At 69.6% G+C, this 24345-nt stretch carries 23 protein-coding genes; 17 read left to right on the forward strand and 6 right to left on the reverse strand.

The window, feature by feature from the left end; genetic code table 11:
- Window positions 1-117 precede the first annotated feature (117 nt).
- The 3 genes from QH276_RS13990 to QH276_RS14000 all read right to left on the reverse strand — a co-directional run bounded on the left by QH276_RS13990 (window position 118) and on the right by QH276_RS14000 (window position 2995).
- Window positions 118-1020 (reverse strand): amidohydrolase family protein, encoded by a 903-nt coding sequence (locus tag QH276_RS13990; RefSeq protein ID WP_280400298.1) that lies wholly within the window; start codon window positions 1018-1020, stop codon window positions 118-120.
- Between the two features lie 25 nt (window positions 1021-1045).
- Window positions 1046-2104, reverse strand: coding sequence for a nucleoside hydrolase (locus tag QH276_RS13995; RefSeq protein ID WP_280400309.1), 1059 nt, complete (start codon window positions 2102-2104; stop codon window positions 1046-1048).
- Window positions 2105-2224: 120 nt separating this feature from the next.
- On the reverse strand, window positions 2225-2995 hold the full coding sequence (locus tag QH276_RS14000) for an MHYT domain-containing protein (protein WP_280406757.1): 771 nt from the start codon (window positions 2993-2995) through the stop codon (window positions 2225-2227).
- Between the two features lie 424 nt (window positions 2996-3419).
- Here QH276_RS14000 and QH276_RS14005 point away from each other — a divergent pair, with 424 nt between their 5' ends.
- The 4 genes from QH276_RS14005 (at window position 3420) to QH276_RS14020 (ending at window position 6274) form a co-directional block, all read left to right on the forward strand.
- Window positions 3420-3650 (forward strand): hypothetical protein, encoded by a 231-nt coding sequence (locus tag QH276_RS14005; RefSeq protein WP_280400296.1) that lies wholly within the window; start codon window positions 3420-3422, stop codon window positions 3648-3650.
- Window positions 3651-3752: 102 nt separating this feature from the next.
- Entirely contained in the window at window positions 3753-4631 is an 879-nt protein-coding gene (locus QH276_RS14010; RefSeq protein ID WP_280400295.1) for a Sir2 family NAD-dependent protein deacetylase, read from the forward strand.
- A gap of 149 nt (window positions 4632-4780) precedes the next feature.
- Complete coding sequence (locus QH276_RS14015; protein ID WP_280400294.1) at window positions 4781-5194, forward strand: secondary thiamine-phosphate synthase enzyme YjbQ; 414 nt, start codon at window positions 4781-4783, stop codon at window positions 5192-5194.
- A 27-nt stretch (window positions 5195-5221) separates the two neighbouring features.
- Window positions 5222-6274 carry a Gfo/Idh/MocA family oxidoreductase gene (locus QH276_RS14020; protein WP_280400293.1) on the forward strand — a complete coding sequence of 351 codons (1053 nt, stop codon included), beginning with the start codon at window positions 5222-5224 and terminating at the stop codon, window positions 6272-6274.
- 8 nt (window positions 6275-6282) lie between these two features.
- Here QH276_RS14020 and QH276_RS14025 read toward each other — a convergent pair whose 3' ends face one another.
- Window positions 6283-6969 carry a GNAT family N-acetyltransferase gene (locus QH276_RS14025; RefSeq protein WP_280400292.1) on the reverse strand — a complete coding sequence of 229 codons (687 nt, stop codon included), beginning with the start codon at window positions 6967-6969 and terminating at the stop codon, window positions 6283-6285.
- A gap of 480 nt (window positions 6970-7449) precedes the next feature.
- On the opposite strand from QH276_RS14025, the gene QH276_RS14030 reads away from it, so the two are divergent.
- The 11 genes from QH276_RS14030 to QH276_RS14080 all read left to right on the forward strand — a co-directional run bounded on the left by QH276_RS14030 (window position 7450) and on the right by QH276_RS14080 (window position 19873).
- Window positions 7450-9657: a molybdopterin-dependent oxidoreductase gene (locus QH276_RS14030; protein ID WP_280400291.1), complete on the forward strand. Its 2208-nt coding sequence runs from the start codon at window positions 7450-7452 to the stop codon at window positions 9655-9657.
- Window positions 9658-9964: 307 nt separating this feature from the next.
- Entirely contained in the window at window positions 9965-10795 is an 831-nt protein-coding gene (locus QH276_RS14035; RefSeq protein WP_280400290.1) for an MlaE family ABC transporter permease, read from the forward strand.
- On the forward strand, window positions 10795-11670 hold the full coding sequence (locus tag QH276_RS14040; protein WP_280400289.1) for an ABC transporter permease: 876 nt from the start codon (window positions 10795-10797) through the stop codon (window positions 11668-11670). Before QH276_RS14035 ends, QH276_RS14040 begins: the two co-directional genes overlap by 1 nt.
- A gap of 4 nt (window positions 11671-11674) precedes the next feature.
- Window positions 11675-12694, forward strand: a complete 1020-nt coding sequence (locus QH276_RS14045; protein ID WP_280400288.1) for an MlaD family protein — start codon at window positions 11675-11677, stop codon at window positions 12692-12694.
- Entirely contained in the window at window positions 12691-13707 is a 1017-nt protein-coding gene (locus QH276_RS14050; RefSeq protein ID WP_280400287.1) for an MlaD family protein, read from the forward strand. Before QH276_RS14045 ends, QH276_RS14050 begins: the two co-directional genes overlap by 4 nt.
- A 2-nt stretch (window positions 13708-13709) precedes the next feature.
- Window positions 13710-14744 (forward strand): MlaD family protein, encoded by a 1035-nt coding sequence (locus tag QH276_RS14055; RefSeq protein ID WP_280400286.1) that lies wholly within the window; start codon window positions 13710-13712, stop codon window positions 14742-14744.
- Window position 14745: 1 nt separating this feature from the next.
- Complete coding sequence (locus QH276_RS14060; protein WP_280400285.1) at window positions 14746-15843, forward strand: MlaD family protein; 1098 nt, start codon at window positions 14746-14748, stop codon at window positions 15841-15843.
- Window positions 15840-16868 carry an MlaD family protein gene (locus QH276_RS14065; RefSeq protein WP_280400284.1) on the forward strand — a complete coding sequence of 343 codons (1029 nt, stop codon included), beginning with the start codon at window positions 15840-15842 and terminating at the stop codon, window positions 16866-16868. Before QH276_RS14060 ends, QH276_RS14065 begins: the two co-directional genes overlap by 4 nt.
- On the forward strand, window positions 16865-17842 hold the full coding sequence (locus QH276_RS14070; protein ID WP_280400283.1) for an MlaD family protein: 978 nt from the start codon (window positions 16865-16867) through the stop codon (window positions 17840-17842). The genes QH276_RS14065 and QH276_RS14070 overlap by 4 nt, the downstream gene beginning before the upstream one ends.
- 3 nt (window positions 17843-17845) lie before the next feature.
- Window positions 17846-18784, forward strand: coding sequence for a hypothetical protein (locus QH276_RS14075; RefSeq protein WP_280400282.1), 939 nt, complete (start codon window positions 17846-17848; stop codon window positions 18782-18784).
- A gap of 99 nt (window positions 18785-18883) precedes the next feature.
- On the forward strand, window positions 18884-19873 hold the full coding sequence (locus QH276_RS14080) for an oxygenase MpaB family protein (RefSeq protein ID WP_280400281.1): 990 nt from the start codon (window positions 18884-18886) through the stop codon (window positions 19871-19873).
- 11 nt (window positions 19874-19884) lie between these two features.
- On the opposite strand, the gene QH276_RS14085 is transcribed toward QH276_RS14080, so the two are convergent.
- Window positions 19885-20508, reverse strand: coding sequence for a TetR/AcrR family transcriptional regulator (locus tag QH276_RS14085; protein WP_280400280.1), 624 nt, complete (start codon window positions 20506-20508; stop codon window positions 19885-19887).
- A gap of 148 nt (window positions 20509-20656) precedes the next feature.
- Here QH276_RS14085 and QH276_RS14090 point away from each other — a divergent pair, with 148 nt between their 5' ends.
- Window positions 20657-21613 (forward strand): oxygenase MpaB family protein, encoded by a 957-nt coding sequence (locus QH276_RS14090; RefSeq protein ID WP_280400279.1) that lies wholly within the window; start codon window positions 20657-20659, stop codon window positions 21611-21613.
- Between the two features lie 17 nt (window positions 21614-21630).
- Window positions 21631-22509: an oxygenase MpaB family protein gene (locus tag QH276_RS14095; protein ID WP_280400278.1), complete on the forward strand. Its 879-nt coding sequence runs from the start codon at window positions 21631-21633 to the stop codon at window positions 22507-22509.
- 46 nt (window positions 22510-22555) lie between these two features.
- On the opposite strand, the gene QH276_RS14100 is transcribed toward QH276_RS14095, so the two are convergent.
- On the reverse strand, window positions 22556-24298 hold the full coding sequence (locus tag QH276_RS14100) for an N-acyl-D-amino-acid deacylase family protein (RefSeq protein ID WP_280400277.1): 1743 nt from the start codon (window positions 24296-24298) through the stop codon (window positions 22556-22558).
- Between the last annotated feature and the right edge of the window lie 47 nt (window positions 24299-24345).

Consider the following 24345-nt stretch of genomic DNA (forward strand, 5'->3'; position numbering starts at 1 on the left):
GTCCGGCCGCGCTGAGACCCCGACGCCCTGCCGGGTCTCGACACGCAACAGATGGAAATTTGGGGATATGCGCATTCAGTGATATTTCCCGCGGAATGGGCGGAGAGAGTTCGTGTGTCAGTCGAGAGCGAAGAGCCGGGCGGCGGCGCCGTAGCAGACCGCGCGCAGCCACTCGTCGCCGAGATCCAGGCGTTCCAGTGCCTGAACGGCGTGCCGGTACGGGTAGGGGATGTTCGGAAAATCGCTGCCGAACATGATGCGGTCGCCGAGGGCGGCCAGGCGCTGCCGGTCGGCGGGCGGGAACGGGGCCGTGTCCTCCGCGAAATCGGTGAAGGCCATCGTGGTGTCGAGGTGGACGCCGGGGTAGCGGTCGGCGAGATCGAGGAATTCCCGGTACTCCGGCATGCCCATATGCGCCACGATGAGGCGTAGCCGCGGGAACTGCCGGAGTATCTCGGCGATCGGGCCCGGACCGGTGAACGCGCCGGGTGCCGGGCCGGAGCCGCAATGGATGACGGTCGGCACGGCCGCGTCGCTGAGTGTGCCCCAGACCGATGTCAGCAGCGGGTCGCGCGGGTCGTAGGCGCCGACCTGGACGTGCGCTTTGAACACCCGCGCGCCCTGGTCGAGAGCGGCCGGGACATAGTCCGCGGCGGCAGGTTCGGGAAAGAATGTCGCGGTGTGCAGGCAGTCGGGGACCTCGGCGGCGAACTTCGCGGTCCAGTCGTTGAGCCAGGCCGCCATATCCGGGCGGTGCGGATAGACCAGGGCGGTGAACGCGCGGACGCCGAATCGGCGTAATGCCGCGAGCCGGATCGGTTCCTCCGCGCGGTAGGTGATCGGCCACGGACGTCCGGTGAGCGGACCGGCGGAATCGAAATAGGCCCACACCTTGCGCAGTACCCGATGCGGCATGAAATGAGTGTGTACATCGACCAATCCGGGCAGCCCGAGCCGCTGCCGGAACTGTGCCAGATAGGCTTCGTCGGCGGGGATCTCGGCGGCGGTGGATTCGGTCACGGGCTGGTTCTCCTGGCTCGGGGCGCTACGGTCGGTTCGGTCCGGCGGCGACCCGTTGCGCGGGCGACGCGCCGGGTAAGCAGGCGCGGGCATAGTCGCCGAGGCGCGCGATCAGCCGGTCGAAGAACAGGCCGGGATCGGTGGCGACGACGACATCGGCGTTGGGCGGGCGGCCCCACATGCCCGCCCAGTCCGCGACGGTGGCGCCACGGGTGAGGGTGCCGGTGAGTTCCACATCGACCGTCGCCGGCCGGGTGCGGGCCAGTGCGGGGTCCAGGGCCACCGCCGCGGCGAACGGGTCGTGCATATGCGCCAGATAGCCGAGGTCGTAGGCGTGGTGGAAATCGAAGTAGAAACGGACGGCGTCGGTGAGATGGCGGACGATCGGATTACTCGCCGCCGACCGGGCGGTGGGCGGATCCTGCGGGGAAACCGTTTCGACAGGTGTACTGCCGGCCCGCTGCGCCAACCGGACCAGATGCGCGGGCCGCATTTCGATCGTCTCGGTGATATCGAGCCCGCACACCACCGGCCGGCGTTCCGCGGGTGCGGCGGAGAAGGCGTCGAAAACGATCTTCGCGGCCTCGGGGTCGACGTGGATGTTCCACTCGTTGGTGGGGGTGGTGTTACCGGGGTGGTTGAACGCACCGCCCATGATCACCAGCCTGCGCAGCAGCCGGGGTAGCTCGGGTTCGATCCGCAGTGCCAGTGCCAGATTGGTGAGCGGGCCGGTGCACAGGCCGAGGAGTTCGCCGGGATTCGCCCGCGCGAGGTCCACCCACATCTGCGCCGCGGTGCGCGCGGAGATCTGCCGGGTAGGCGCGGGGAGTTCGGCATAGCCGACACCTTGCGGGCCGTGGGTGTCCTCGGTAGTGCGCAGCGGTATCGCAAGAGGATCGGCCGCGCCCAGCGCCACCTCGATCTCCGGCGCGCCGGCCAATTCCAGCCAGGCGAGATTGTTGATCGCCACCTGCCCGGCCGGGACATTCCCGGCGGTGGCGGCGATTCCGGCGATCTCGGCGTCGGGGCAGGCCAGGAGATACAGCAGGGCCAGGGAGTCGTCCACTCCGGTATCCACGTCCATGATGATCCGCTGCCGCACCCCCCGAGCGTAGCGAGGCGGTTCCCGGGAGCCGCAGTGGCTGTCCCGAGGGGCGCGGCCCATTCACGTCACGTGACGCATTTCGGTCAGGAGTAGGGAGATTCAGTCCCGGGTCGGCCAGTAATTGTCTGCGGCGGGCCGGCGGGTCAGTGGTGCCGGACCGCCGACCTCGGTGAGGCCCAGGTGGAACAGCATGCCGACGGTCACCAGGCTGACGCTCACGATCAGTGGGGTGAGCAGTTGGGCCGCGCCGGCCCCCGACGGCGGCATATGGTGCTGGTTGTCGCCGATATGCATGGCGAACATCCCGGTGTAGTGCATCCCGGCGACGGCCATCCCCATCACCAGCGCGGCACGGTGGGTGGGTTGTGTGCCGCTAACTTTGTGGGTTAACCAGTGCGCCGGGGTGGGGGCGACCACCGCGATGATCATGGACAAGGCAACGGTCGGCCAGTCGTAGCCGATTTCCACATCGGTTTTCATGGCGTACATCCCCGCGTAGTGCATGGCGCCGACACCGAGCCCGGTGACCACGCCCCCGACGAGCAGGCCCTGGGTACCGAGCCTGCGCAGCTGGGCCAGGCACAGCCCGATCCAGACCACGACCATGGCGATCAGGGCGCTGATCAGGGTGATCGGTACGTCATATTTGATTGCTGCGCCGTCGATCCGGAACCCCAGCATGGCGATGAAATGCATGACCCAGATACCGGTACCGCCGAGGGCGACGGAGGCGGCGATCAGCCAGCCGTCGAAGATCGACTCCCCGCGCACCCGGCTCATACACCGTAGTCCTAGCAACGAGCCGGTGAACGACATGACGTACGCGACCACGGGGGTGAGCCAGCCGTGGCTGAAGTGGTCGATTTCCACCGGGGACCTCCTCGCTGGGCGGAATACCGTACCGCACGACTGCGGAACGCGGGCATTCCAGAACGGTGAACGTGCAGGGAGTGAATTTAAAGGAGATATGTTGTAAAAAACAAGGGCCGCAGAAAAGACATAGGCGTACATGTGACAAGCCGGGCCGGAAGAAAAGCGACCGGAACAGCGGACACGGACCGGAATCTGCCGGGGCGGGGTTCCCGCTATCGATGGGCACTCCCGCCGCGCCGGCGATTCCGTATGGCGCCGGTCGAATACGGCCGCGCCGGACCGGTGGGCCGGCAGGTGGCCCAGGGGTGCTGAACCTCGCCACGACGAGCCTATCGCTCGCACGGTGCCGCGGAAGGATTTCCGGTTGCGCTGTGCGCCTCGGGTCCCGCGGCGTAGGCTTCGAGGAACTCGAAGGAGACCCATGCCTGGCACATCCAGCCGTAGCACCCCCATCGACCACGAGCTACCCGAGGTCGAACTGGCCGAATTCGCCGAGATCAGGAGTGCCGAGCGGGCCGAGGTCGCCCGCCGCAGCGCCGTCGCGGCCCGTATCGTCGCCGGTCATTCCACCGATGCCGCCGACTGCCGCAATCTGCTGGCGATGCTCGGCCTCGACGCGGAAGCGGGCAAACTCGCCGGACTCCAGACCTGATCACCGCCGCGACGGGCGCGCGGAGGCCGGGCAGCTAGGCGGGGCGGCGTACTCGCCGGAGGCCGGGCGCAGCGTCCGCCCGGTCCTCCGTACGCTCGGTGTATGTCCGATACGGCATTGCTCGGGACCGATCAGCCCACGCAGGTCGCCGATCCCGTGGACGACCTGGCCGGGCTGATCGGCGACCGCCGTCTCGTCGTGCTCACCGGCGCCGGGATCTCCACCGACAGCGGAATCCCGGACTACCGGGGCCCGGACTCGCCGCCGCGCACCCCGATGACCTATCAGCAGTTCACCGGCGACCCGCAGTTCCGCCACCGGTACTGGGCGCGTAACCACGTGGGCTGGCGGTATATGGACGCCGCTCGGCCGAACGCCGGTCACCGCGCGCTGGCCGACCTCGAACGCCGTGGTGTGGTGGCCGGGGTCATCACCCAGAACGTCGATCTGCTGCACACCAAGGCGGGCAGCCGCCGGGTGATCGATCTGCACGGGACTTATGCGCAGGTGGTGTGCCTCGCGTGCGGCACCCGGATCTCCCGGATGGCGCTGGCCGATCGGCTGGAATCGGTCAACCCCGGTTTCGCCGCGGGTTCGGTGACCGGCCTCGAGGTCGCGCCGGACGCGGACGCTGTGGTCGAGGATATCGATGGCTTCCGGATGGTGGACTGCGAACGCTGTGGCGGACTGCTGAAGCCGGATATCGTCTACTTCGGTGAAAACGTCCCGCGGGACCGCGTGGCGGCGGCCACCGAACTGGTGGATTCGGCCGAGGTGATCCTGGTGGCGGGTTCGAGCCTCACGGTGTGGTCGGGTCGCCGGTTCGTGCACCGAGTGGCCCGCCGGGGTGGCACCGTACTGATCGTCAATCGCGGACCCACCCGCAGCGACGGCCTTGCCGCCCGCACCGTCGACGCGGGCTGCTCGCCCGTTCTCGCCGGTCTCGCCGAGTACTTCCGGGATCGGCATCGAGCGTACTGAGCGGGGCGTTGCAGGGGCGCCCCGATCGTCCGGCCGATTCGGAGCCGGTCCGCCCGGCCCGCGCAGGAGTCCGGAGCGTGCCGATGTCCGGTGGTGGTACGGCTACCTGCGGCCACGTCCGCGAACGAGTCCCGCGTATTCTGCGCACTATGCGGAGCACACTGATCGCGGTGCGGACCGGGAACTCCGAGACGGTCCGGGATATCACCGGTGAATGCGCGGACTTCGTGCGGGAGGCCGGTGCCGACGGGCTGCTCCACGTCTTCGTCCCGCATGCCACCGCCGGTGTGGCGGTGCTGGAATTGGGCGCGCACAGTGACGAGGACCTGCTGGCCGCGCTGCGTGATCTGCTGCCGGCCGATGACCGCTGGCGGCACGCGCACGGTTCGCGGGGCCACGGGCGCTCGCATGTGCTGCCCGCCCTCATCGCGCCGTACGCGACCGTCCCGGTGATCGCCGGCGAACTCGCCCTGGGCACCTGGCAGTCGATTGCTCTGGTGGATGTGAACGTCGACAACCCCGACCGGCAGGTGCGGCTGTCGCTGCTGACTTCCGCCGGATGAGCCGGGTGCCCCGGTAACGTCGGGCCCATGAGCAGTCTCGGCGTGGCGATCATCGGGTACGGCCTGGCGGGTGCGGTGTTCCATGCACCGTTGATCTCTGCCGAACCGCGAATGCGGGTGGCCGCGGTGGTGACCGGGTCGGCGGAACGGGCCGAACAGGCCCGGCGCGACCACGCCGGGGTCCGGGTGCTACCGGACGCCGACGCGTTGTTCGCCGATCCGTCCGGGATAGACGTGGTGGTCGTCGCCGCGCCGAACCGCACCCATGCCGCACTCGCCGGGCGGGCGCTGTCGGCGGGTACCGCCGTGGTGGTGGACAAGCCGTTCGCGGTCACGTCCGCGGAGGCCGCCGAGGTCATCCGGAGTGCCGGGGAGGCCGGCCGGATCCTCACGGTGTTCCAGAACCGCCGCTGGGACGGTGATTTCCGGACGGTCCGGCAACTCGTCGAAGACGGCCGGCTGGGGCAGGTGCGCCGCTTCGAATCCCGGTTCGAACGGTGGCGTCCGGTACCGAAGAGCGGCTGGCGGGAAACCGGTACCGCCGCCGATGCCGCCGGTATCCTCTACGATCTCGGCAGCCATCTCGTCGATCAAGCGCTGACGCTGTTCGGTCCGGCCGGAACCGTCTACTGCGAGCTCGATTCCCGCCGTCCCGGGGTGAGTACCGACGACGATATGTTCCTCGCCCTGACCCACACCACCGGCGTCCGCTCCCATCTGTGGGCCAGTGCGGTGGCGCCGCTGCTCGGGCCGCGTTTCCGGGTGCTCGGGGAGAAAGCCGGCTACGAGGTCCGCGGTATGGACCCGCAGGAGGACGCGCTACGCGCCGGGCGGCGTCCCGGCGACGGAACCCCCTGGGGAACGGTCGATCCCGAACGATACGGGACCTTGGGCGCGGAGCCGGACCGGACGGCGTTCCCGACACTGCCCGGCGACTATCTCGCCTTCTACCGCGCACTCGCCGACGCGATCCTCGACGGTTCCCCCGTGCCGGTGGACCCGGGCGATGCCCTGGCAGGCCTGCGGATCCTGGAGGCAGCCCGGGAATCGGCGGAGTCCGGGGCCGTGGTGCGGCTCTGACCGCGCCGCTACGGGATGCGGTATCCCCGGAACGTGACTTTCCTGCGCGTCTCGAAACCGAGCCGTTCGTAGAGGGCGATGGCGCCGGTATTCGATTCGGCGGCGTGCAGGAACGGGCGTTCGCCGCGGGCGATGATCCGGGCGGCGACCGCGCCGACCAGGCGGGCGGCATGGCCGCGGCCGCGCGCCTCGGGAGCGGTGCAGACGGCGCTGATCTCGGTCCATCCCGGCGGCCGGAGCCGTTCACCCGCCATCGCGACCAGGACGCCGCCGTCGCGGATACCGAGATAGGTGCCGAGTTCGTGGGTCCGCGGGCGGAACGGGCCCGGCTGGGTGCGCGCGACGAGATCGAGCATGTCGGGGACGTCCGCCACATTCAGTTCGACCAGGTCGGCCGGTTCGCCGGACCCGGCGTCGCCGGTGTAGATCATCTGGCGGCCGTCGAGGGTGAAGACGGGTTCCCAGTCCGGGGGCGGCACCGCGGCGGAACTGAACATATCGGCGAATTCGCCGGGGCCCAGCAGCCGGGCGAGGTCCGCCCAGTCGCCGGGGTCCGGGTCGGCGGGGACAGCGGAGAAGGACGCGACCTCCGCGACGTAGGTACAGGCCTCGCCGTGGCGGCGCGCGAGATGTGCGTGGTGGCCGCGGAGCGATTCGCTGACCGGATCGTCGAGGACGGTGGCGGTGCGGTACATGACGTGCTGCTGCTCTCTCGGGAAATGGGGTGGCCGTAGCGGCCGCTGCCGGGCAAGCCTACGGGCAACCGTGCGGCGGGTGACGCCCGATCCCGGCGCGCATCGGCGCTCGGAATGCCGCGGCTCCGGCGCCGTGGCCGGTCTCGTGGAGGCGGGCGGTGGTCACCGAGCGCGAGAGTGTTGCGGCTTCGGACGCGTGGGGGCGGCGTGCCGCCACCGGGCCGCGGGGGCGTCCTGGCTCCGGCGCCGGACCCGGGCTCATGGCGGCGGGCGCGACCACCCAGCGCCCCGGCGGTCATGGTGTCCCGCGTCGGTCAGCCGCTCCGTCGCGGGTCTGCTGGGCTTACCGCCGCGCGGTGCCGGCGACCGGGGCCGTGCCGGTGGCTCGGCACCGGTAACTGAGGGCGGGTTGCTGCAGTTATTTCCGGCAATACCGCAGAACCCTTCCCGGGCGCCGGTGCGGCGGGCCATCATGGAGTCATGACGCGATCTACGTCTCCTATTCATGCCGGTACCGGCTCCCGGAACCTGCTGCGCACCTGTCCGCTGTGCGAGGCGGTCTGCGGTCTCGAACTGACCCTCGACGGTGCCGATCAGGTGACCGCGGTCCGCGGAGACAAACAGGATCCGTTCAGCGCCGGATTCCTCTGCCCGAAGGGCGCGAGTTTCGGCCGGCTCGACGGCGACCCCGACCGCCTCACCGAACCCATGATCCGGGACCGCGCCACCGGCACGTGGCGGAGCGCGAGCTGGAACGAGGCGTTCGATCTCATCGCCGAGCGCATCCCGGCGATCAAATCGGCGCACGGCAACCAGGCGGTCGCCCTCTATCTCGGAAATCCGAACGCGCATACCGTCGCAGGCACCCTGTACGCCCCCGCCCTCATCCGCGCGCTCGGCACCAAGAACCTGTTCTCCGCCAGTACCGCCGACCAGATGCCCAAACAGCTGGCCTGTGGGCTGCTCTACGGAGATCCGCTGGCGGTACCGGTACCCGACCTGGATCGCACATCGTATCTGCTGATGCTGGGCGCCAATCCGCTCGAATCCAACGGTTCGGTCTGTACCGCCCCGGATTTCCCCGGCCGGTTGCGGGCGCTGCGCACGCGCGGGGGCCGGCTGGTGGTGGTGGATCCGCGCCGCACCCGGACCGCGGAGATCGCCGACGAACACCTTTTCATCCGGCCCGGTGCCGACGCGTATCTGCTGTTCGGAATCGTGCACACGTTGTTCGCCGAGGGGCTCACCAGGGTGACGGCCGAGGTCCGCGGCCTCGACGAGGTGCGCTCCGCCGCAGCGGAATTCACTCCGGAGATGGTTGCCGGCCGGACCGGTGTACCCGCCGATACCGTGCGCCGCCTGGCCCGCGAACTCGCCGGGGCGCCCGCCGCGGCGGTGTATGCCAGGATCGGCACCTGCACCGCGGAATTCGGCACGCTGACGCAGTGGCTCGTCGATATCGTCAATACGCTGACCGGTAATCTCGACCGGCCCGGCGGGGTCATGTTCGCCACCGCCGCGGCCCGCGGGATCGTGCGCACCAAACCGTTCCGGCCGGGCCGATGGCGCAGCCGGGTCCGGCAGCTGCCGGAGGCGATGGGGGAGTTGCCGGTCGCCACGCTGATCGATGAGATCACCACACCCGGTGACGGGCAGGTGCGTGCCCTGATCACGGTGGCGGGCAATCCCGTCCTGTCCGCGCCCAGCGGTCCCCGGCTGGACGCGGCGTTCGCCGGGCTGGAATTCATGGTCAGCGTCGATCGCTACCTCAACGAAACCACCCGGCATGCCGATGTGATCCTGCCGCCGCCGCGTCCGGTGCAATCCCCGCACTACGATTTCGCGCTGCTGCAGTTCGCCGTCCGTAACTATGCCCGGTATTCCCCGCCGCTGGTGCCGCTGGGCGACCGGCCGTCCGAGGCGGCGGTCTACGTGCGGCTGGGAGCCGCGGTGAGCGGGCAGCCGCACAACCCCACCGCCGATTTCGATCCGCTCGCCGCGTTCGACGAATTCGTGATCGCCGATACGCTGCACCGCGCCGGCCTCGCCCAGCGGCGGCCGGATCTTCTGGGGGAGACCACGACCGAACAGCGATTGGATCTGATGCTGCGGCTGGGCCCGTACGGTGCCTGGAACGGCGGTGAGCTGAGTCTGCAGACCCTGCTGGACAATCCGCACGGTATCGACCTCGGCCCGCTGCGGCCGCGGCTGGCCGAGGTGCTGCGGACCGCCTCGGGGAAGGTCGAATTGGCACCCGAACTCCTGCTGGCCGATATCGCCCGGCTGCGCACCGCGGCGGCTGCCGCCCCGGCGGATATGGTGCTCATCGGGCGGCGGCATCTGCGTTCGAACAACAGCTGGATGCACAATATGGAACGCCTGGTGGGCGGGACGAACCGATGCACGCTGCAAATCCATCCCGACGATATCGATCGCCTGGGCCTCGGCGACCGGGCGATCGTGAAATCCGCGGCCGGGTCGCTCACCGTCCCGCTGGAACCCACGGATTCGATCATGCCCGGGGTGGTGAGCCTGCCGCACGGGTGGGGGCATTCCGGCAGTGCGCAGCAGGTGGCGGCGGACCACCCCGGCGTGAACGCCAACGCCCTGACCGACGATTCGGTGCTCGATATCCCCTCGGGTAACGCGGTCTTCAACGGTGTCCCGGTGTCGCTGACGCCGGCCTGACACCCGCTGCCGGCGGCGTCCGCGCCGGCCATCACCTCTCGTGCGGGCCGGAACTCGACGCCGTCCGGCGGGTGCTCGCCGGTATCGCGGGCGGCACGGGTCCGGATGTCCGGAGTGATCACGGTACAGCGCAGATACGGAAGTGGTGCGTCGTCTGGACTTTCGAATCGACCGGAAACACTCGATTCGACCGCCCAGATCCGCGGTGATTGATAGTCTGAGACAGAAATCACTATCAATGGTTCCGGTAGGCCGCCGATCGTTCGCCCTCGATGAGGGCGGACGAACGACTGCGCTAGGAGATGTGATGGCCCAGGTCCGCGTACCCCCGGCCGGGGGGCCGGTATCGGCGGGGCTGGAGCGGATCGGTGACAGCACCCGCACACTCGGCCGGGTGGTCCGGCTGGGGGTACGAGCCGGTGCACTCATTGTCTCCGACAGTGCGCGACTACGGTTCCCGCTCCGCGAAACCCTGGTGCAGGCCTGGTTCTTCGTCTCGGTCTCGCTACTGCCCGCGATCCTGATATCGCTGCCGATGGGGGTGGTGATCGCGGTCCAGGTGGGCAGTATCACCGAGAACGTGGGCGCCGCCTCGATGGCCGGCGCGGTCGGCGGGATGGGGGTGATGCAGCAGATCGCACCCCTGGCGGCGGCGCTGCTGGTCGGTGGCGCGGGTGCCTCGGCCATCGCCTCCGACCTGGGCTCGCGCACGATCCGCGAGGAGATCGATGCGTTGCGCACCATGGGGATCGATCCGCAGCGACGGCTGGTCGCGCCGCGGGTGCTGGCGATGACGGTGGTCGCCCCCATGCTGGCGGTCGTCGTGATCCTGATGAGTATCGTGGCGAGTTTCCTGGTGGCCGCGCTCGCCCAGGGTGTCGCACCCGGCTCGTATTGGCTGTCGTTCGGCAGTTTCGCCTCCGTGCTCGATCTGGTGATCTGCCTGGTGAAGGCCGCGATATTCGGGTATCTGGTCGCGGTCATCGCCTGCCAGCGCGGCCTGGAGGTCTCCGGCGGCCCGAAAGGTGTGGCCGACGGAGTGAACGCCGCCGTTGTGCTCGGGATCCTGGCCTGCCTGGTGGTGAATCTGGTGCTGACCCAGATCGTGCTGCTGTTCGTGCCGATGAGGTTGTTGTGATGGATGCCGGCCGGATCGCCACCCCGACCCCGTACCGCCCGCCCGGACTCCGCTGGACCCGGCCGCTCGGCCGCGCGTGGACGCCACTGGAATCGCTGGGGCACCAACTGCATTTCGGATACCTGGTATGCCGCGGCCTCGGTCACGCGGTACACCGTTACCGCGGCCGGATGGTGCTGATCTTCACCGATCTCGCCTGGGGCAGCGGGCGTTCGGTGATCGTCGGCGGCGGGGTGGCGCCGGTACTGGTGATCATGGGTGTGGTGGCCGGCGCGATGATCGGGATCGTCGGCTTCGGCGCGCTGGACACGCTCGGTGTGGGCCCGCTGGCGGGTGCCATGTCGGCGTTGGCCAACCCGCGGGAACTGGCGCCGCTGGTGGCGGCGGTCGGGTTCGCCGCGCAGGCCGGCTGCCGGATGACCGCCGAAATCGGCGCCATGCGGATCTCCGAGGAGATCGACGCACTCGAGGCGCACGCCATCGACCCCATCCCGTATGTCGTCTCGACCCGCCTGGTGGCCGCGGTGGTCACCGTGATCCCGACCTATCTGATCGGCCTGGCGCTCGGCTTTCTCACCACCGATCTCACGGTCACGCTGGTGCACGGGGCGGGGTCGGGCGCCTACGGCCATTACTTCCAGATGTTCGTCACCCCAATGGATCTGGTTTTCTCGCTGGTCAAGGTGGTGGTGTTCGTGGTCCTGGTGACCTGCGTCCACGCCTATTTCGGGTTCTACGCCACCGGGGGACCGGAAGGTGTGGGCGTGGCCTCGGGCCGCGCGATCCGCGCCGGCCTGGTGCTCATCGCCCTCGGGGATATGGTCATGACCATCGCCATGTGGGGGTTCTCGTCGGAAATCCGATTCACGGGGTGAACCGATGACCGCTGCCGCCATCTCACTCTCACCTCGTGGGCCGGACCGGGCCGGCTTACGGCTGCGCGGGCTGGCCGCGCTGCTGATCGTCGCCGTGCTGGTCACCGCCTGGGTCCAGTTCCGCCCCGAACCGCGCGATCAGGTCGGATTCACCGTGCTGACCACGGCCGTCGGGGACGGGGTGGAGCCGGGGACGCCGGTGCGGTTGCGGGGGATGCGGATCGGCGAGATCACCGAGATCGGCACCGGCCCGCGGGGGCGCCGGCTCACGGTGCGTATCGACGCCCCGCGGCTGGCCGAACTGTCGACCACGACGCGGGCCAGGTTCGTCTCGGCGAATGTGTTCGGTTCCACCGCATTGGAATTCGTACCCGCCGCGGGCGGCCGGCCGCTCGCCGCGGGGGATGTGCTCGATATCGCGGACCGGGCCGGCAACTACACGGTGACCGGGATCATGCGCGATTCCGGCCGGGTCGTCGCCGAGGTGCTGACCGCCCGGCTCGCGGAATCGGTGCGGAATTCGGCCGACCTGGTGGATGCCGGTACCGGGATGGTCGCCGCCGCCGTGCTCGTCCTGCGCGTCTGGCAGCAGACCGAACATCTCCCCGTCACCGAACTCGTCCCGAAACTGGCCGGGATGACCGAGGGTTTCGCCGCCTTCGGCCCGTCGAGCCTGGGCATCCTGCACGCGCTGTCGTCGGTCGACGAACTCGACGACACCGCCCGCACGCGGCAGGCCTCCGACACCATTTCCGAAGTATCGAATCTGGTCTTCGCCTTCGCCGGCGAAATCGTCGGCGCGCTGGGCCCGACGTCCCGGTTCGTGGACATGCTGCTGGATGTGGTGATCCCGATGAACCACAGCATGCGTGCGGTCACCCCCGAGCAGATCCGCCGCCTGCTCGACGGTGTGGGCGGGGCGCTGCACCAGCGCGCCGGCCGCACGGTTCTCGATACCGAGATCCTGCTGGATATGCCCGCCTTCCGGGTGCCGCTGCAACTCCTCCCGGGGGGTGTGCGATGAGAACTCCACGCGCCGCCGCGTGGCGGTTGGTGCTCCTGCTGACGGTGGTACTGCTCATCGTGATGCTGGTGGTACAGGCCATCCGCCGCCCGGTGGGCGGTGAAACCCTCACCTACCGAGCCGATTTCGGCGATGTGTTCGGACTGCAGGCCAACGCGGATGTGCGGTTGCGCGGCGTCCAGGTCGGCAAGGTCACCGGGATCACCGTCACCCCCGAACACCGCGCCGAGGTGCGGTTCACGCTGCTCGAGCGCTACCGGTTACGGGATACCGACCGGCTCGCGGTGAAAATGCAGAACCTCACCGGCCAGCGGTACCTCGCCCTGGAACGTGGTGCCGGCAGCGCGACCTTCCTCGACCCCGGCGCGCCGGTCCGCGCCACCGTGGACTCGTTCGATATCACCGTGGTGTTCAACGGCTTACGCCCCTTGCTGCGGGAAGCGGACCCCGAGGTGTACAACCGGCTCGCCCGCAACCTGGTCGCGGTGATCGAAGGCGACCAGGACGATGCGGCGCCGCTGCTCCGTGATATCGCCGCCCTGGCGGGGTACGCCGCGGACCGCACCGCCGTCGTCGCCACCGTCGTGCACAACCTGCACACACTGTCCGGGCAGTTACGCGGCCGCTCGGGGAATCTCGAGAACATCCTGCGCGTTTTCCATTCGATCTTCATACCGGTCGCGAGCAGGATGGCCGAATTCCTGAGTCTCATGGACAAGGGGTCGGTGGAGATGACCGAACTGGTACGGACCGCGGACACCCTGTCGCGGCTGCTGCTCGGCGCCACCGACAGCTCCGACCGGCTGACCGAACGGATCCGGCAGGCCATACCGGACAGCACCGCGGCCGTGCGATCGCTGTCGGTGCTGCCGGGGTTGCTCGAATCCCTCAACGCACTCATCCCCGCGACCGATCCGGCGCTGCACTGTGCGGCCGGATCGCTGCCGGTGCCGGTGCAGGCCGAGGTGCTGGTGGCGGGCCGGCCGCTGACCCTCTGCCGGGAAGGTGGTTGACAGTGCTCCGTGACCTGTTACGCGGCAAGGCCGCTGGTCTCCGCTTCCGCGGCGGCGGTGAGGACCCGAGTCCGCGAGCGCAATTGGTGTGGGCCCTGATCGGTGTGCTGGCCGTCCTGATCGCCGGCACCACCCTGGGCGTGTTGTACGTACGCCCGCCCGGTAACGCGACCTATCACGCCCTGGCCCCGGAAACCGGCGGGGTCCGGCCCGGTGACGGGGTACGGATCGCGGGCGTGCCGGTGGGGCGGGTGCTGTCGGTCGAACTACGCGGCGACACCGTGGATATCGAATTCATCGTCGGCGACGGGTACCGGATCGGTGCCGATACCGCGGTCGATGTCCGGATGCTCACCCCGATCGGCGGGGTGTACCTGGCGCTGCGGCCCGCCGGGGACACCCCGCTGCGCGAACCCATCCCGCCCGAGCGGGTCCGGCTGCCCTTCCTGGTCACCGATCTGCTGCCCGCGGCCGGTACCGTCGCCGGGCAGGTGGATACCGAGGCCTTACGCGCCGCGGTCGACGGAGCGGGCCGGGCCCTGGCCGGCGCCCCCGGCGCCCTACGCGAGACCGTCGCCGGCCTGGGGTCGGTGGTCGATGCGATGGCACAGCAGAAACAGCAGATCGAGGACCTGCTGGTGCTGTCGAACGAGTATCTGGCCGCCGTCCGGGACAACCAGCAGCTGGCCACCGAGGTGATCCGGGCCTACGCCATCCTGGGCCCGCAGATCGTCGCGGCGCGCGGCAAGGTCGAGATCTTCTCGGACAAGGTCACCGCCGTGGTGGGGCTGCTGTTCGATTTCCTCAGCGGTCCCTACGCCGAACGTGTGGAGCCGCTGCTACCGCCGCTGGAGCAGACCCGCGACACCAGCCGGCAGCTGCTCGCCGATATCGAGGCGATGATCGCGGCCGCCGCCACCACCCTGACGAGACTGTCCGGGCTCGCCGGCCCGGAGGGCCGGGCGCTGGTCGATCAGAGCGGGCTCACGGTCATGCCGCCGCCGGTGTGTATTCCGGTCCCGGGAGCGGGGTGCTGAGATGCGCGGATTCGCCGGACGTACGTGGTGGGCGGCAGCCGGTGTCGCGGTCGCGGTGGCCGCCGCCGCGGTGGTCGCGCCCGTCGTGGCCGGCGCCGGGCGTCCCGCGACAACGGTCTGTGCGCTGTTCGACACCACCTTCGGCCTGTACACCGACGCGCCGGTGACCATCCGCGGTATCGAAGTCGGCGCGGTGCGGTCGATCGAACCCCGCCCCGCGGATGTGCTGGTCCGGATGACGGTGGACCGATCGCTGCCCGCGCAGGTGCGGGCGGCGATCGTGGACGCCTCGCTGCTCACCGACCGGCGGGTGGAACTGGTCGGGGTCACACCGGACGGTCCCCGGCTCCCGCCGGAGGCGTGTATCGCCGCCGACCGGACCGCGACCCCGGTCGGTGTCGCCGAATCACTGCGCTCGTTCGGTGAACTCATCGATCGGCTCACCCGCCCCGCCGCCGACGGCACACTGCCGCTGGGGTCGCTGCTCACCGGCGCCGACCGCGAACTGTCCGGGCTCGCGCCCGAGGTCCGCGCGCAGCTGCGGTCGCTGGCGGACCTGCTGGCCGCGCCGGACACCTTCACCGCACAACTCGGCGAACTCATCGGCAACAGCGCCGAACTGAGCCGGTTCGTCAGTGCCGAATGGGGCGAGATCACCACCGCGCTCACCACCTTCGGGCCCGGACTCGAACTGCTGGAACAGACACTGGTCATCGTCAAGGTCCTGGTGGGGAAACTCGCGGCGGCGCTGGGACCGATGGACCGGCTGTTCAACCAGCACTTTCCGTATCTGATGGAAATTCTGGAATCGTCGATTCCGCTGGTCACCCTGGCCCGGACCCGCGCGCAGGACTCCCGGGAACTACTCGCGACGGTACCCGCCGTGGTGACCATGCTGCGGTCGATGGTCGAAAACAATACCGGCGCGGTGGAAATCGGCTACCGGCCGCCGGCGGCGGAGATCCCGGCGCCGGACCCGGTGGCCTTGTGTGCCGAGATACACCGGTTCGCTGCCGCCGAGTGCACCGCGGTGGCCGACCACACCGCGCGCCTGCCGCTACCCCTGCTCGTGCTCACCGCGGTGGGAGGCCCACGATGATGATCGACGCGCGGACATCCCGGACCTTCGCCGTTCTCGCCGTACTGCTCGGCCTGGTGACCGGATGCGGTTTCGACCCCAGCGATCACGCCTTACCCGGCACCGGTACCCGCGGCGCCACCTACCGGCTGACTCTGGCCTTCGATTCCGTGCTCAGTCTGCCCGCGGGCGCCGCGGTCCGCAGCGGCGGAGCGCGGGTGGGCACCCTGACCGGGGTCGACCTGCGCGACGACGCGGCGCTGGCGCGGATCGAGGTCCGGGAATCGGCGCGGCTTCCGGTCGGCACCCGCGCCGAACTCCGCCGGACCACGGTGCTGGGCGATATCCATATCGCGTTGATACCACCGGCCGGGCCCGCGCCCGGCAGCGCGCTCCTGCGGGACGGCGATACGATCCCGCGGTCCGATACCGAGACCGGGCCGCAGCCCGAGGAGATGCTCGCCCAGATCGCCACCTTCGTCCACGGCGGCAGCGTCACCCGGCTGCAGGACGCCCTCGCCCGGCTCGACACGCAACTACCGCCGCCGGCCGAAACCCGGCAGCTGGCCGCCGGACTCGGCACCGATCTGGCCGGGGCCGCCGCGACCACCGCCGATATCGACCGCATTCTGCACGCCACCCGGCAGATGTCGGACGAACTGGCCCGGATGCGCGCCGAGGTGGGGTTCGTCTTCTCCGAAACCGCGCGCCGCCGGCTGGACCGGGTCCCGGAATTCATGACCGCGGTACTGAATGTCGTCATCGATGTGGAAACCCTCACCACCGGCCTGGATTGGCTGATCCCCCGCCTACCGCACCTCAACACCCAGCTGGAACAGCTCGCGGTGCTACTCCGGGAACCGTCGCCGGATCCGGGTGAACTCCGCGGCAACGCCGGCCGCGCGGTGGAGCTGGGCCGCACCGAACTCGTGCCGTTCCTGCGCGATCCGCACCTGAATCTGCGCACCGTCTCACTCGTCGGCGGCAGCGCCGGACCGGCCGCGGACGCGACGGTGGTGCTGGGCATGATCGGAGCGCTCCGATGACCCGCATCCCCGCCTGGCTGTCCGGCGTGATCCTGGCCGTGGTGCTGGTCCTCGGCGCCGGCTACCTCATCGGCGGGGTGCTGCGTATCGACCCGCTACAGGAGCGGCGGACGCTGGTACTCGAAACGAGCGAGACGGGTGGCCTGCGCGCCGGGTCGGAGGTCGTGTACCGCGGGGTGGATATCGGCCGGATCGACCGCGTCGAGGCGGTCCCGGGTGGGGTCCGGATCGCGCTCTCCTACGCCGGCGAATACCGCATCCCCCGGGACAGTGTCATGAAGGTGGAGAACCTGTCGGCCCTCGGCGAACCCGTTTTCGCCTTCCTGCCCACCGGAACCGGCGAAGCGTTCGACGACGGCGCCTTTCTCGCCCACGCCGAGGTCGAATTCCCGCTTTCGGTCTCCGAGTTGCTGCAGGCCGGCGCCGCCCTGTTCGAGCAGGCCGATCCCGCGGTGCTGGCCCGGCTGGTCCACGGTTACGCCGAAACCGTCGCCGATGCCGGCGAGCTGTCCCCGGCGCTGGGCCGCGCGGCCGACCTGCTCGCCGCGACACTGCTGCGCTACCGGCCCGAAATCGCCGAAACACTGGTGAACCTGCACCGCATCATGCCCCATGTGGACTGGGTCGGCCCGACCCTGCTGTCCGCCCCGCCGCAACTCGACGCCTTCGGCGACACCCTGGGCGTGTCCTACGAGTACCTGTTCGAGGGTTCGGCCCTGCTGCGTGGCAGGGAGGTCATGGGGTCCTGGCGCGAGGAGGAGGACCGTCTGGTCGACTTCCTGCGCCGGCTCGCCCCGGAACTCGGTGCCCTCGGTGTCGCATTGCGCCCGGTCTCGGCCGCGGTGGGCCCGCTGCTCGGCGAGGTCGATACCGCGACCTTGCTCGAGTACGGCCTCGGCACCCTGCCGGGCGACCGGCTCCGCATCGCACTGACCCCACCCGCCCCGCACTCCGGCCGACCGGGAGAGAAATAGCCCATGACCGACCCCACGGCGCCACCCGCACACAACGGCACAGCCACCGAGCCGGGCGGAACGGCCGGCTCCGGCCCGGGTACGGCTTCGGCCGCGGCCGCCGGTGCCGCGACCGGCGCGCGTTCCGGTGGCAGGCAGTCGCTCCCGCCGACAGCATCCGCCACCACGGAGAGCGATTCGCCCCACACCGCCGAAATCGGCACAGCGACCGGCGCCGGCCCGGAGCGGGCGGCGGCCGGGGGCGCCGAGACTTCCGGGGCGACAGAGGCCGTGACGCCGGCCGACTCCGGCCGGCCCGGAGAGCATTCCGGAGGTCGAGCCGAAGAACCGGGCGATCCGGGCCGCCCGCGCACAGTCGTGCTGCGGGTGCCCCGTTGGCGGCGCCCGACGGTTCCCGCGCTGGTGGCCGTTCTGGCGGTGGTGGCTGCTGTGGTGTCCGCTGCGCTGTGGCGTTCCGGCGCGAACGACCTCGCCGATCTGCGCGCCGATCTCGCCGGGGACCGGCGGGCCGAGGAGGTCGCGGGCGATTACGCGTTGCGCGTATCGCGCGTGGAGTACACCGACCTCGACGGGTGGCGCCGTGCTCTGCAATCCGGTGTCGGCGCCGAACTCGCCCCCAAACTGTCCGCTGCCGTAGATGTGGTCGGGCCGTGGCTGGCGCAGCTGGAGTACCGCGCCACCGGAACCCTGCTCGCCGCGAAGGTCACCGCACGCGACGGCGACAACTACACGGTCGCCGCGTTCGTGGAAATGCGCTCGACCAGCAGGCAGACCCCCACCGGTGTCACCGCGACCGCCGCCTACACCCTCACCCTCAACAGCGCCGCCGACTGGACGATCACCGATGTCGGCGGCTCCGGACTCGCCCCGGCCGGTGTCCCCGCACCCGGAGACGTCACCGAGGCGCCCGCCGCCGGCCCGTCCCCCGGACCACCGCGGTGACCGGCCGGCCGCAGGTACCGCACACAGCGGCTACCGGAAACCGCAGGACCGAGCGCCGGTTACCGCGGCGCTGAGAAAGCTCACCAGAGGAGAGAAACCATGACCACTGCCCCCGACGCACCGGCACATCCCCGCGCCACCGCCCCGCCGTCCGGTGAGGAGCCGCTCGAGCTGGTTCCGCTCGATTCGCTGACCGCCGAAATGGTCGGGCACTGGACCTATTTGATGATGGAAGGTGCCGCCTTCGCCATGCAGGGCCTGCACCCGGTGATCCGGGAGGTCACCGATAAGTACTCCATCGCGAAAACCGATCCGGCGGGCCGGGCGATCCGCTCGGTGGATTCGGTGCTGCGCTGGACCTACGGCGGAATCGAAGCGATCCAGGACGGTCGCCGGCTCCGGTCGCTGCATGCCCCGCTGAAGATGAAAAGCGCCGAGGGCAAGCACATCAGCGCCCTGCATCCGGGCGCGTACCAGTGGGTGATCGCCACCGCCTACGTGACCACCGCGAAAGCCGGGCCGCTGCTGATGGGCCGGGAGTTCACCGACACCGAACTCGACGAACTGCTGCGCGACAATATCCGCCTGGCCCGTATTCTGCAGGTGCCGATGAAGGGGTACCCCCGCACCCGCGCCGAATTCGACGCCTACTACGAGCATATGGTCACCGAGGTACTGACCGCCGACGACGAGGTACGCGAACAGTACCGGCAGTTGCGCACCGGCGATCTGGAACAGTTCCGGGCCATGGGCTTCCCGGCCGGCCGGATAGCGCGGCTGCTGGCCGCCCCGCTCATCCGGTTCAACTACCTGTCGATCGTGGGCCTGCTCGATCCCCGGCTGCGCGACCTGATCGGGGTGGACTGGAGTGCGGCCGAACAGCGCACGCTGGAACGGATCTACACCGTGATCCGGATCGCCTACCGCGTACTGCCGGACCGGCTCACCTATTTCCCGATCGCCTACCACGCGCGCAAACACCATCAGCAGATCCAGAAGATGAAGGATCGCGAGCTGAAATCGGCCGCCTACACCGTGCGACCGCGGCAGGAGACCCCGCGCGACCCGATCTCCGTGATACCCGGGTGACCCGGGTCGAGCTACCCGCCGCCGGGGTGCGGGAACATCAGCGGGGCGAGGTAGCGCCGGGCGAATTCGCGGGCGGCTTCGGCATCGCCGAGCGGTAGGACGCCACGCGGGTTGGCGATGAAGGAGATGGTGAGCCGGACGAACAGTTCGGCCACCACCTCCGGGTCGAAACTGCCGAGTTCGCCGCGCTGCTGCCAGTAGGTGAGGAACCGCGCCACCAGCTCGCGGCCCTGTGCGACGGCATCGTCACCGGTGAGGAAATCGGTGAGCTGCCCGGCCGCGCCGGTGGAGCGGAGGCTGCGGGTGAGCAGGCGCGGCGCGGTGGCTTCGCTCACGAACGCGGCGAACATATCCGCCAATGCTCCTACCGGCCCTGCGGAGCGCTGCATGGCGTCGGCGACGATCGCCGAGACCCGCTGCGATTCCGCCATCAGCGCGTACCGCAGGATCGCCGATTTGGTGCCGAAGCGGCGGTATACCGTCGCCACCCCGACACCGGCCACTTCGGCGATCCGGACCATGGTGGTGTCTTCGAAACCGTGTGCGGCGAAACATTCCCGGGCGGCGTCGACGATGCCGCGTGATCTGGTGTCCAACTGCTGCAGTTCGGTCCACGGTGCAGCGGCGGTATCCATTCGCACCAGCCTACCGGCTCGTCGCCCGGCGGAAGAGTCGCCGGGGAATCGCGGGGTCCGGCAATTTCCACCGTGGTGTTCGGACCCCGCGCGGTGATAGTCTGGAGGTGTTCAAACTATCATTTCTACGTTCAGCCGAGGTGACGAGATGGCGAACAACGCAACGGTGCGCACCGCCGATCAGTCCGCCGATCCCCGGATCCGGCCGGAAGTCCTGCGTGAATTCCGTAAACACTCCGGTAGCGTCCTGGCCGGTGTCTTCGCCGGTGCGGCGTTCGACCAGGTGGCCCTGGTGCCGGTGGCGGCGGCGGTGGACCGCACCGGCCGGTTCGAGGCCAACTTCGCCGACCGCGGGGTCCGCAGCGGCGCGTCGGCGATGATCGCCCTGTGGGGTGATTCCGACGACCGCCGCGCCGAGGCCGAATGGCTCAAACTGCGGCATCGCGATGTGCGCGGCGCGGGCACCGCGGACTTCGGGGAGGTGAAATACAGTGCGCTGAACCCGGTCACCTGGAAGTGGATCGCGGTGAGCGGTATTTTCGTCGTCCTCAACACCTTCACCTACTGCACGGGTACGGAATTGCGGCCGGAGGAGGAGGAAGCCGCGTACCAGATGCTGCGCGAGGCGTTCGCCGATCTCGAACTACCCAGCGCGGCAGGCAAACTCCCGGCGGATCTCGCCGAGGCGCGCCGGTACTACGACACCATGGCCACCGAGGAACTGCAGTCCAATCCGTTCCTCGTGGAGAAGTTCGCCGCGCTCACGAAACTACCGCTGCCCACTCTCGGCCTGCCGCCGTTGGCGCGGCGCGCGCTGACCCCGATGTGGCTGGTGGTGCGGCCGGTCGCGGGCCATGTCATCCAGGTGTGCTCATCCAAGGCGATGCATCCGCGGGTGCAGGAGCTGACCGGGTTCGAGCTGAAACCGCGCCACGATCAGGAATTCGCGCTCTATGTCCGGTTATTGCAGTGGGCTTGGCGTAATCTGCCCGACCGCCTGCTGCTGCAGCCGTTGGCCTACAACCGGTTCCAGTACGAGAAGATGATCCGCGCCTTCCGTGGTTTCGGGCTGGAATCCTTCGCGGTGCCCGAGGACCGGCGCTGACACGCGCGGGAGCAGCCATGACAGAGATCGAGGACGGGCGGGCCGGCGCCGGGCTGCGCCCGTGGGGCCCGGATTCGCTGAGCCGCCGCCGGGGGATGAGCTGGAAAACCGCGCTGACGAGCCGCGCGGTGCTACTGCTGCAGGTCGCCCACCCGGTTGTCGGCGCAGGTGTCGCCGACCATTCGGAGTTCCTCGCCGACCGCTGGGCCCGGATCCGCTCCACCGCCGCCTCGGCCCGCCGGTTCAGCGGGCTCGCCGGACCGGAGGCCGCGATCGACGAGGGGCAACGGCTGCGCCGGGTGCATCGTGATATCCGGGGCGTCGATGCCCTCGGGCGGAAATATCACGCCCTCGACGCCAACGCCTATCTGTGGGTCGCCGCGACCGGGTACTGGGCGAGCACGGTCGTGCGCCGGGTACACGGCCAGGAGTTCGACGACGCGACCGAGGCTGCTCTGTACACGGAATGGACCGATCAAGCGCGGGTGCTGCGCATCCCCGAGCGGGTGATCCCGCGTGACCGCGCCGCCTTCCGGACCTATTTCGACAACACCGTCACCTCGGTGCTGGAACGTAACAGCACCACCGATCTGCTCATCGAACTCGACCGCCACCCCATGCCGACCCCGCCGGAACTGCGCCTGCCGCAGTGGGTGTGGAATATCCCGGCCTATCCGGTGGCCGCGCTCCTGCGGCTGAGTACCGCGGGATACCTGCCGCCGGTACTGCGTCCGCGGCTGGGTATCGAGTGGTCGGCCGAACGCGCCCGCCGGTTCGATCGGCTGGTGCGGGCGGCCGACCTGCTCGACGCTGTGCTGCCGGCCCGGATCCGCTACCCCTTGTCCGCGCGGTCCGCCGCCACGACCGGCTGTCCGGAGGGTGGTACGGCGCCCTGACCTGCGGCTGATAACTTCGGCCGCGTTCGGGCCCGGCTGCGGATGCTCAGTGCTGCGCCCGCAGGAACCGGCCGGTGCGTTCGGTGCCGAGGACGGGATCGGCGATCCCGTCGCCGAAGACGAAGCGGCCTCCGATGTATACAGCGGTAACCGCCGCATCGTTGCGGTTGACCATCCGCGGCAGGTTCCCGTATTGGGCGACCGGGCTCTCGGCGTAGGCGTCGAGGGATTCGTCCAGACCGGCCGGGTCCACGATCACCAGATCGGCGCGGTCGCCCTCGCGTAGATGCCCGGCGTCGATGCCGTACCACTCGGCGAGTTCACCGGTGAGCCGGTGCACCGCCCGCTCCAGCGGGATCACCGGCGTACCGGCCTGTTCGGCGTGGTACATGCGGCGCAGGAAGCGGAGCCCGAAATTGTAGAAGGCCATATTCCGCAGATGCGCACCCGCGTCGGAGAACCCCAGCTGGATACCGGGATGGGCCGCGAAGCGATCCAGGATCTCCGGCCGGTGGTTGGAGATCGTGGTGCGCCAGCGCAGTTTCGTGCCGTGCTCGAGGACCAGATCGAGGAAGGCATCCACCGGGTGGACCCCGCCTCGATCGACCCCCACCTGACCGAAGGTTTTCCCGATCACCGCCGCGTCCGGGCAGTCGACGATCTCGGCGTCGAAGAAATCGCGATGCCAGACGCGCAGCCCGAATTTCGCGTCGTAGTCCTTGCGGAACCGGCGGCGGTACCCCTCGTCGGCGAGCAGCGCGTCGCGTTCCACCCGGTCGGCCAGGTGCAGCGCGGCCGCGCCGGATCCGAACTCCTCGAAGATCACCAGGTCGATACCGTCGGCGTACACCTCGAACGGCACCGGCAGATGCTGCCAGCGGAAATCCCCGCCCAGCGCGTTGACCAGGCGGGCCAGCGATCCGATGAGGACCACCGCGAACGGGTTGGCCTTGATATCGGCGGCCGAGAGCAAGGTGGTTTTCAGCCGTTTACGCCCGATACCGAGACTGCTGAAGATCATCGCGCCGAGGCTGCGCGGGGAGGTGATATCCGGGCCGCCCTGCAGGATCCGCCCGCGCCGGCGCAGGATCGCGTTGAGCCGGCGGCGTTCGCGGCCCTTGGCGTAGGTGGAGGGCAGGGTGCGCGACCGGCAGGTTTCGCCGTCGACCTTGTCGAACAGCAGTTGCTGCGCCGACATACCGACGAATCCGGCATCGAGCGCCTCGCGGAGGGCCGTTTCCATCCCCGCCAGTTCGGCCCGGGTGGGCCGCACATCCTTGCGGGTGGCCCGGTCCAGGCCCATCAGCGCGGCCCGGATATCGGAATGTCCCAGCAGCGCTGCGATATTCGGGCCCAGCGGGAGCTGTTCGAGCGCTGTGATGTACTCGTGTGCCGAATTCCAGGTCTTGGTGTCGTCGAGGGTGTCGATGACGTGGCCGCGGGGAATGGCCTCCACCCGGCCGAAGATATCGCCCGCGCCGGTGGGGTCGATATGAACCGTGGACAGCGAACACGACCCGAGCAGGACGGTGGTGATTCCGTGCCGCACCGATTCCGACAGCGACGGTGTTTTCAGCACCTCGATGTCGTAATGGGTATGGATATCGATCATCCCCGGCAGCACCCATTTGCCCCGGGCGTCGACCACATCCGGGCAGCCGGTCTCGTCGAGCGGCGTCGCCGAAACGGTGACGACCCGGTCGCCGCGCAGCCCCAGATGCCGGATGGCCGAGGGCGCCCCGGTCCCGTCGAACCAGCGGCCGCCTGTGATGATCGTGTCGAAGCTCACATCCCCATTGCAACTGGTCACCTGACCGGAGTCAAGGGTCGGTGGTG

Source organism: Nocardia carnea (genome assembly GCF_029869215.1).
Lineage (GTDB): Bacteria > Actinomycetota > Actinomycetes > Mycobacteriales > Mycobacteriaceae > Nocardia > Nocardia carnea_B.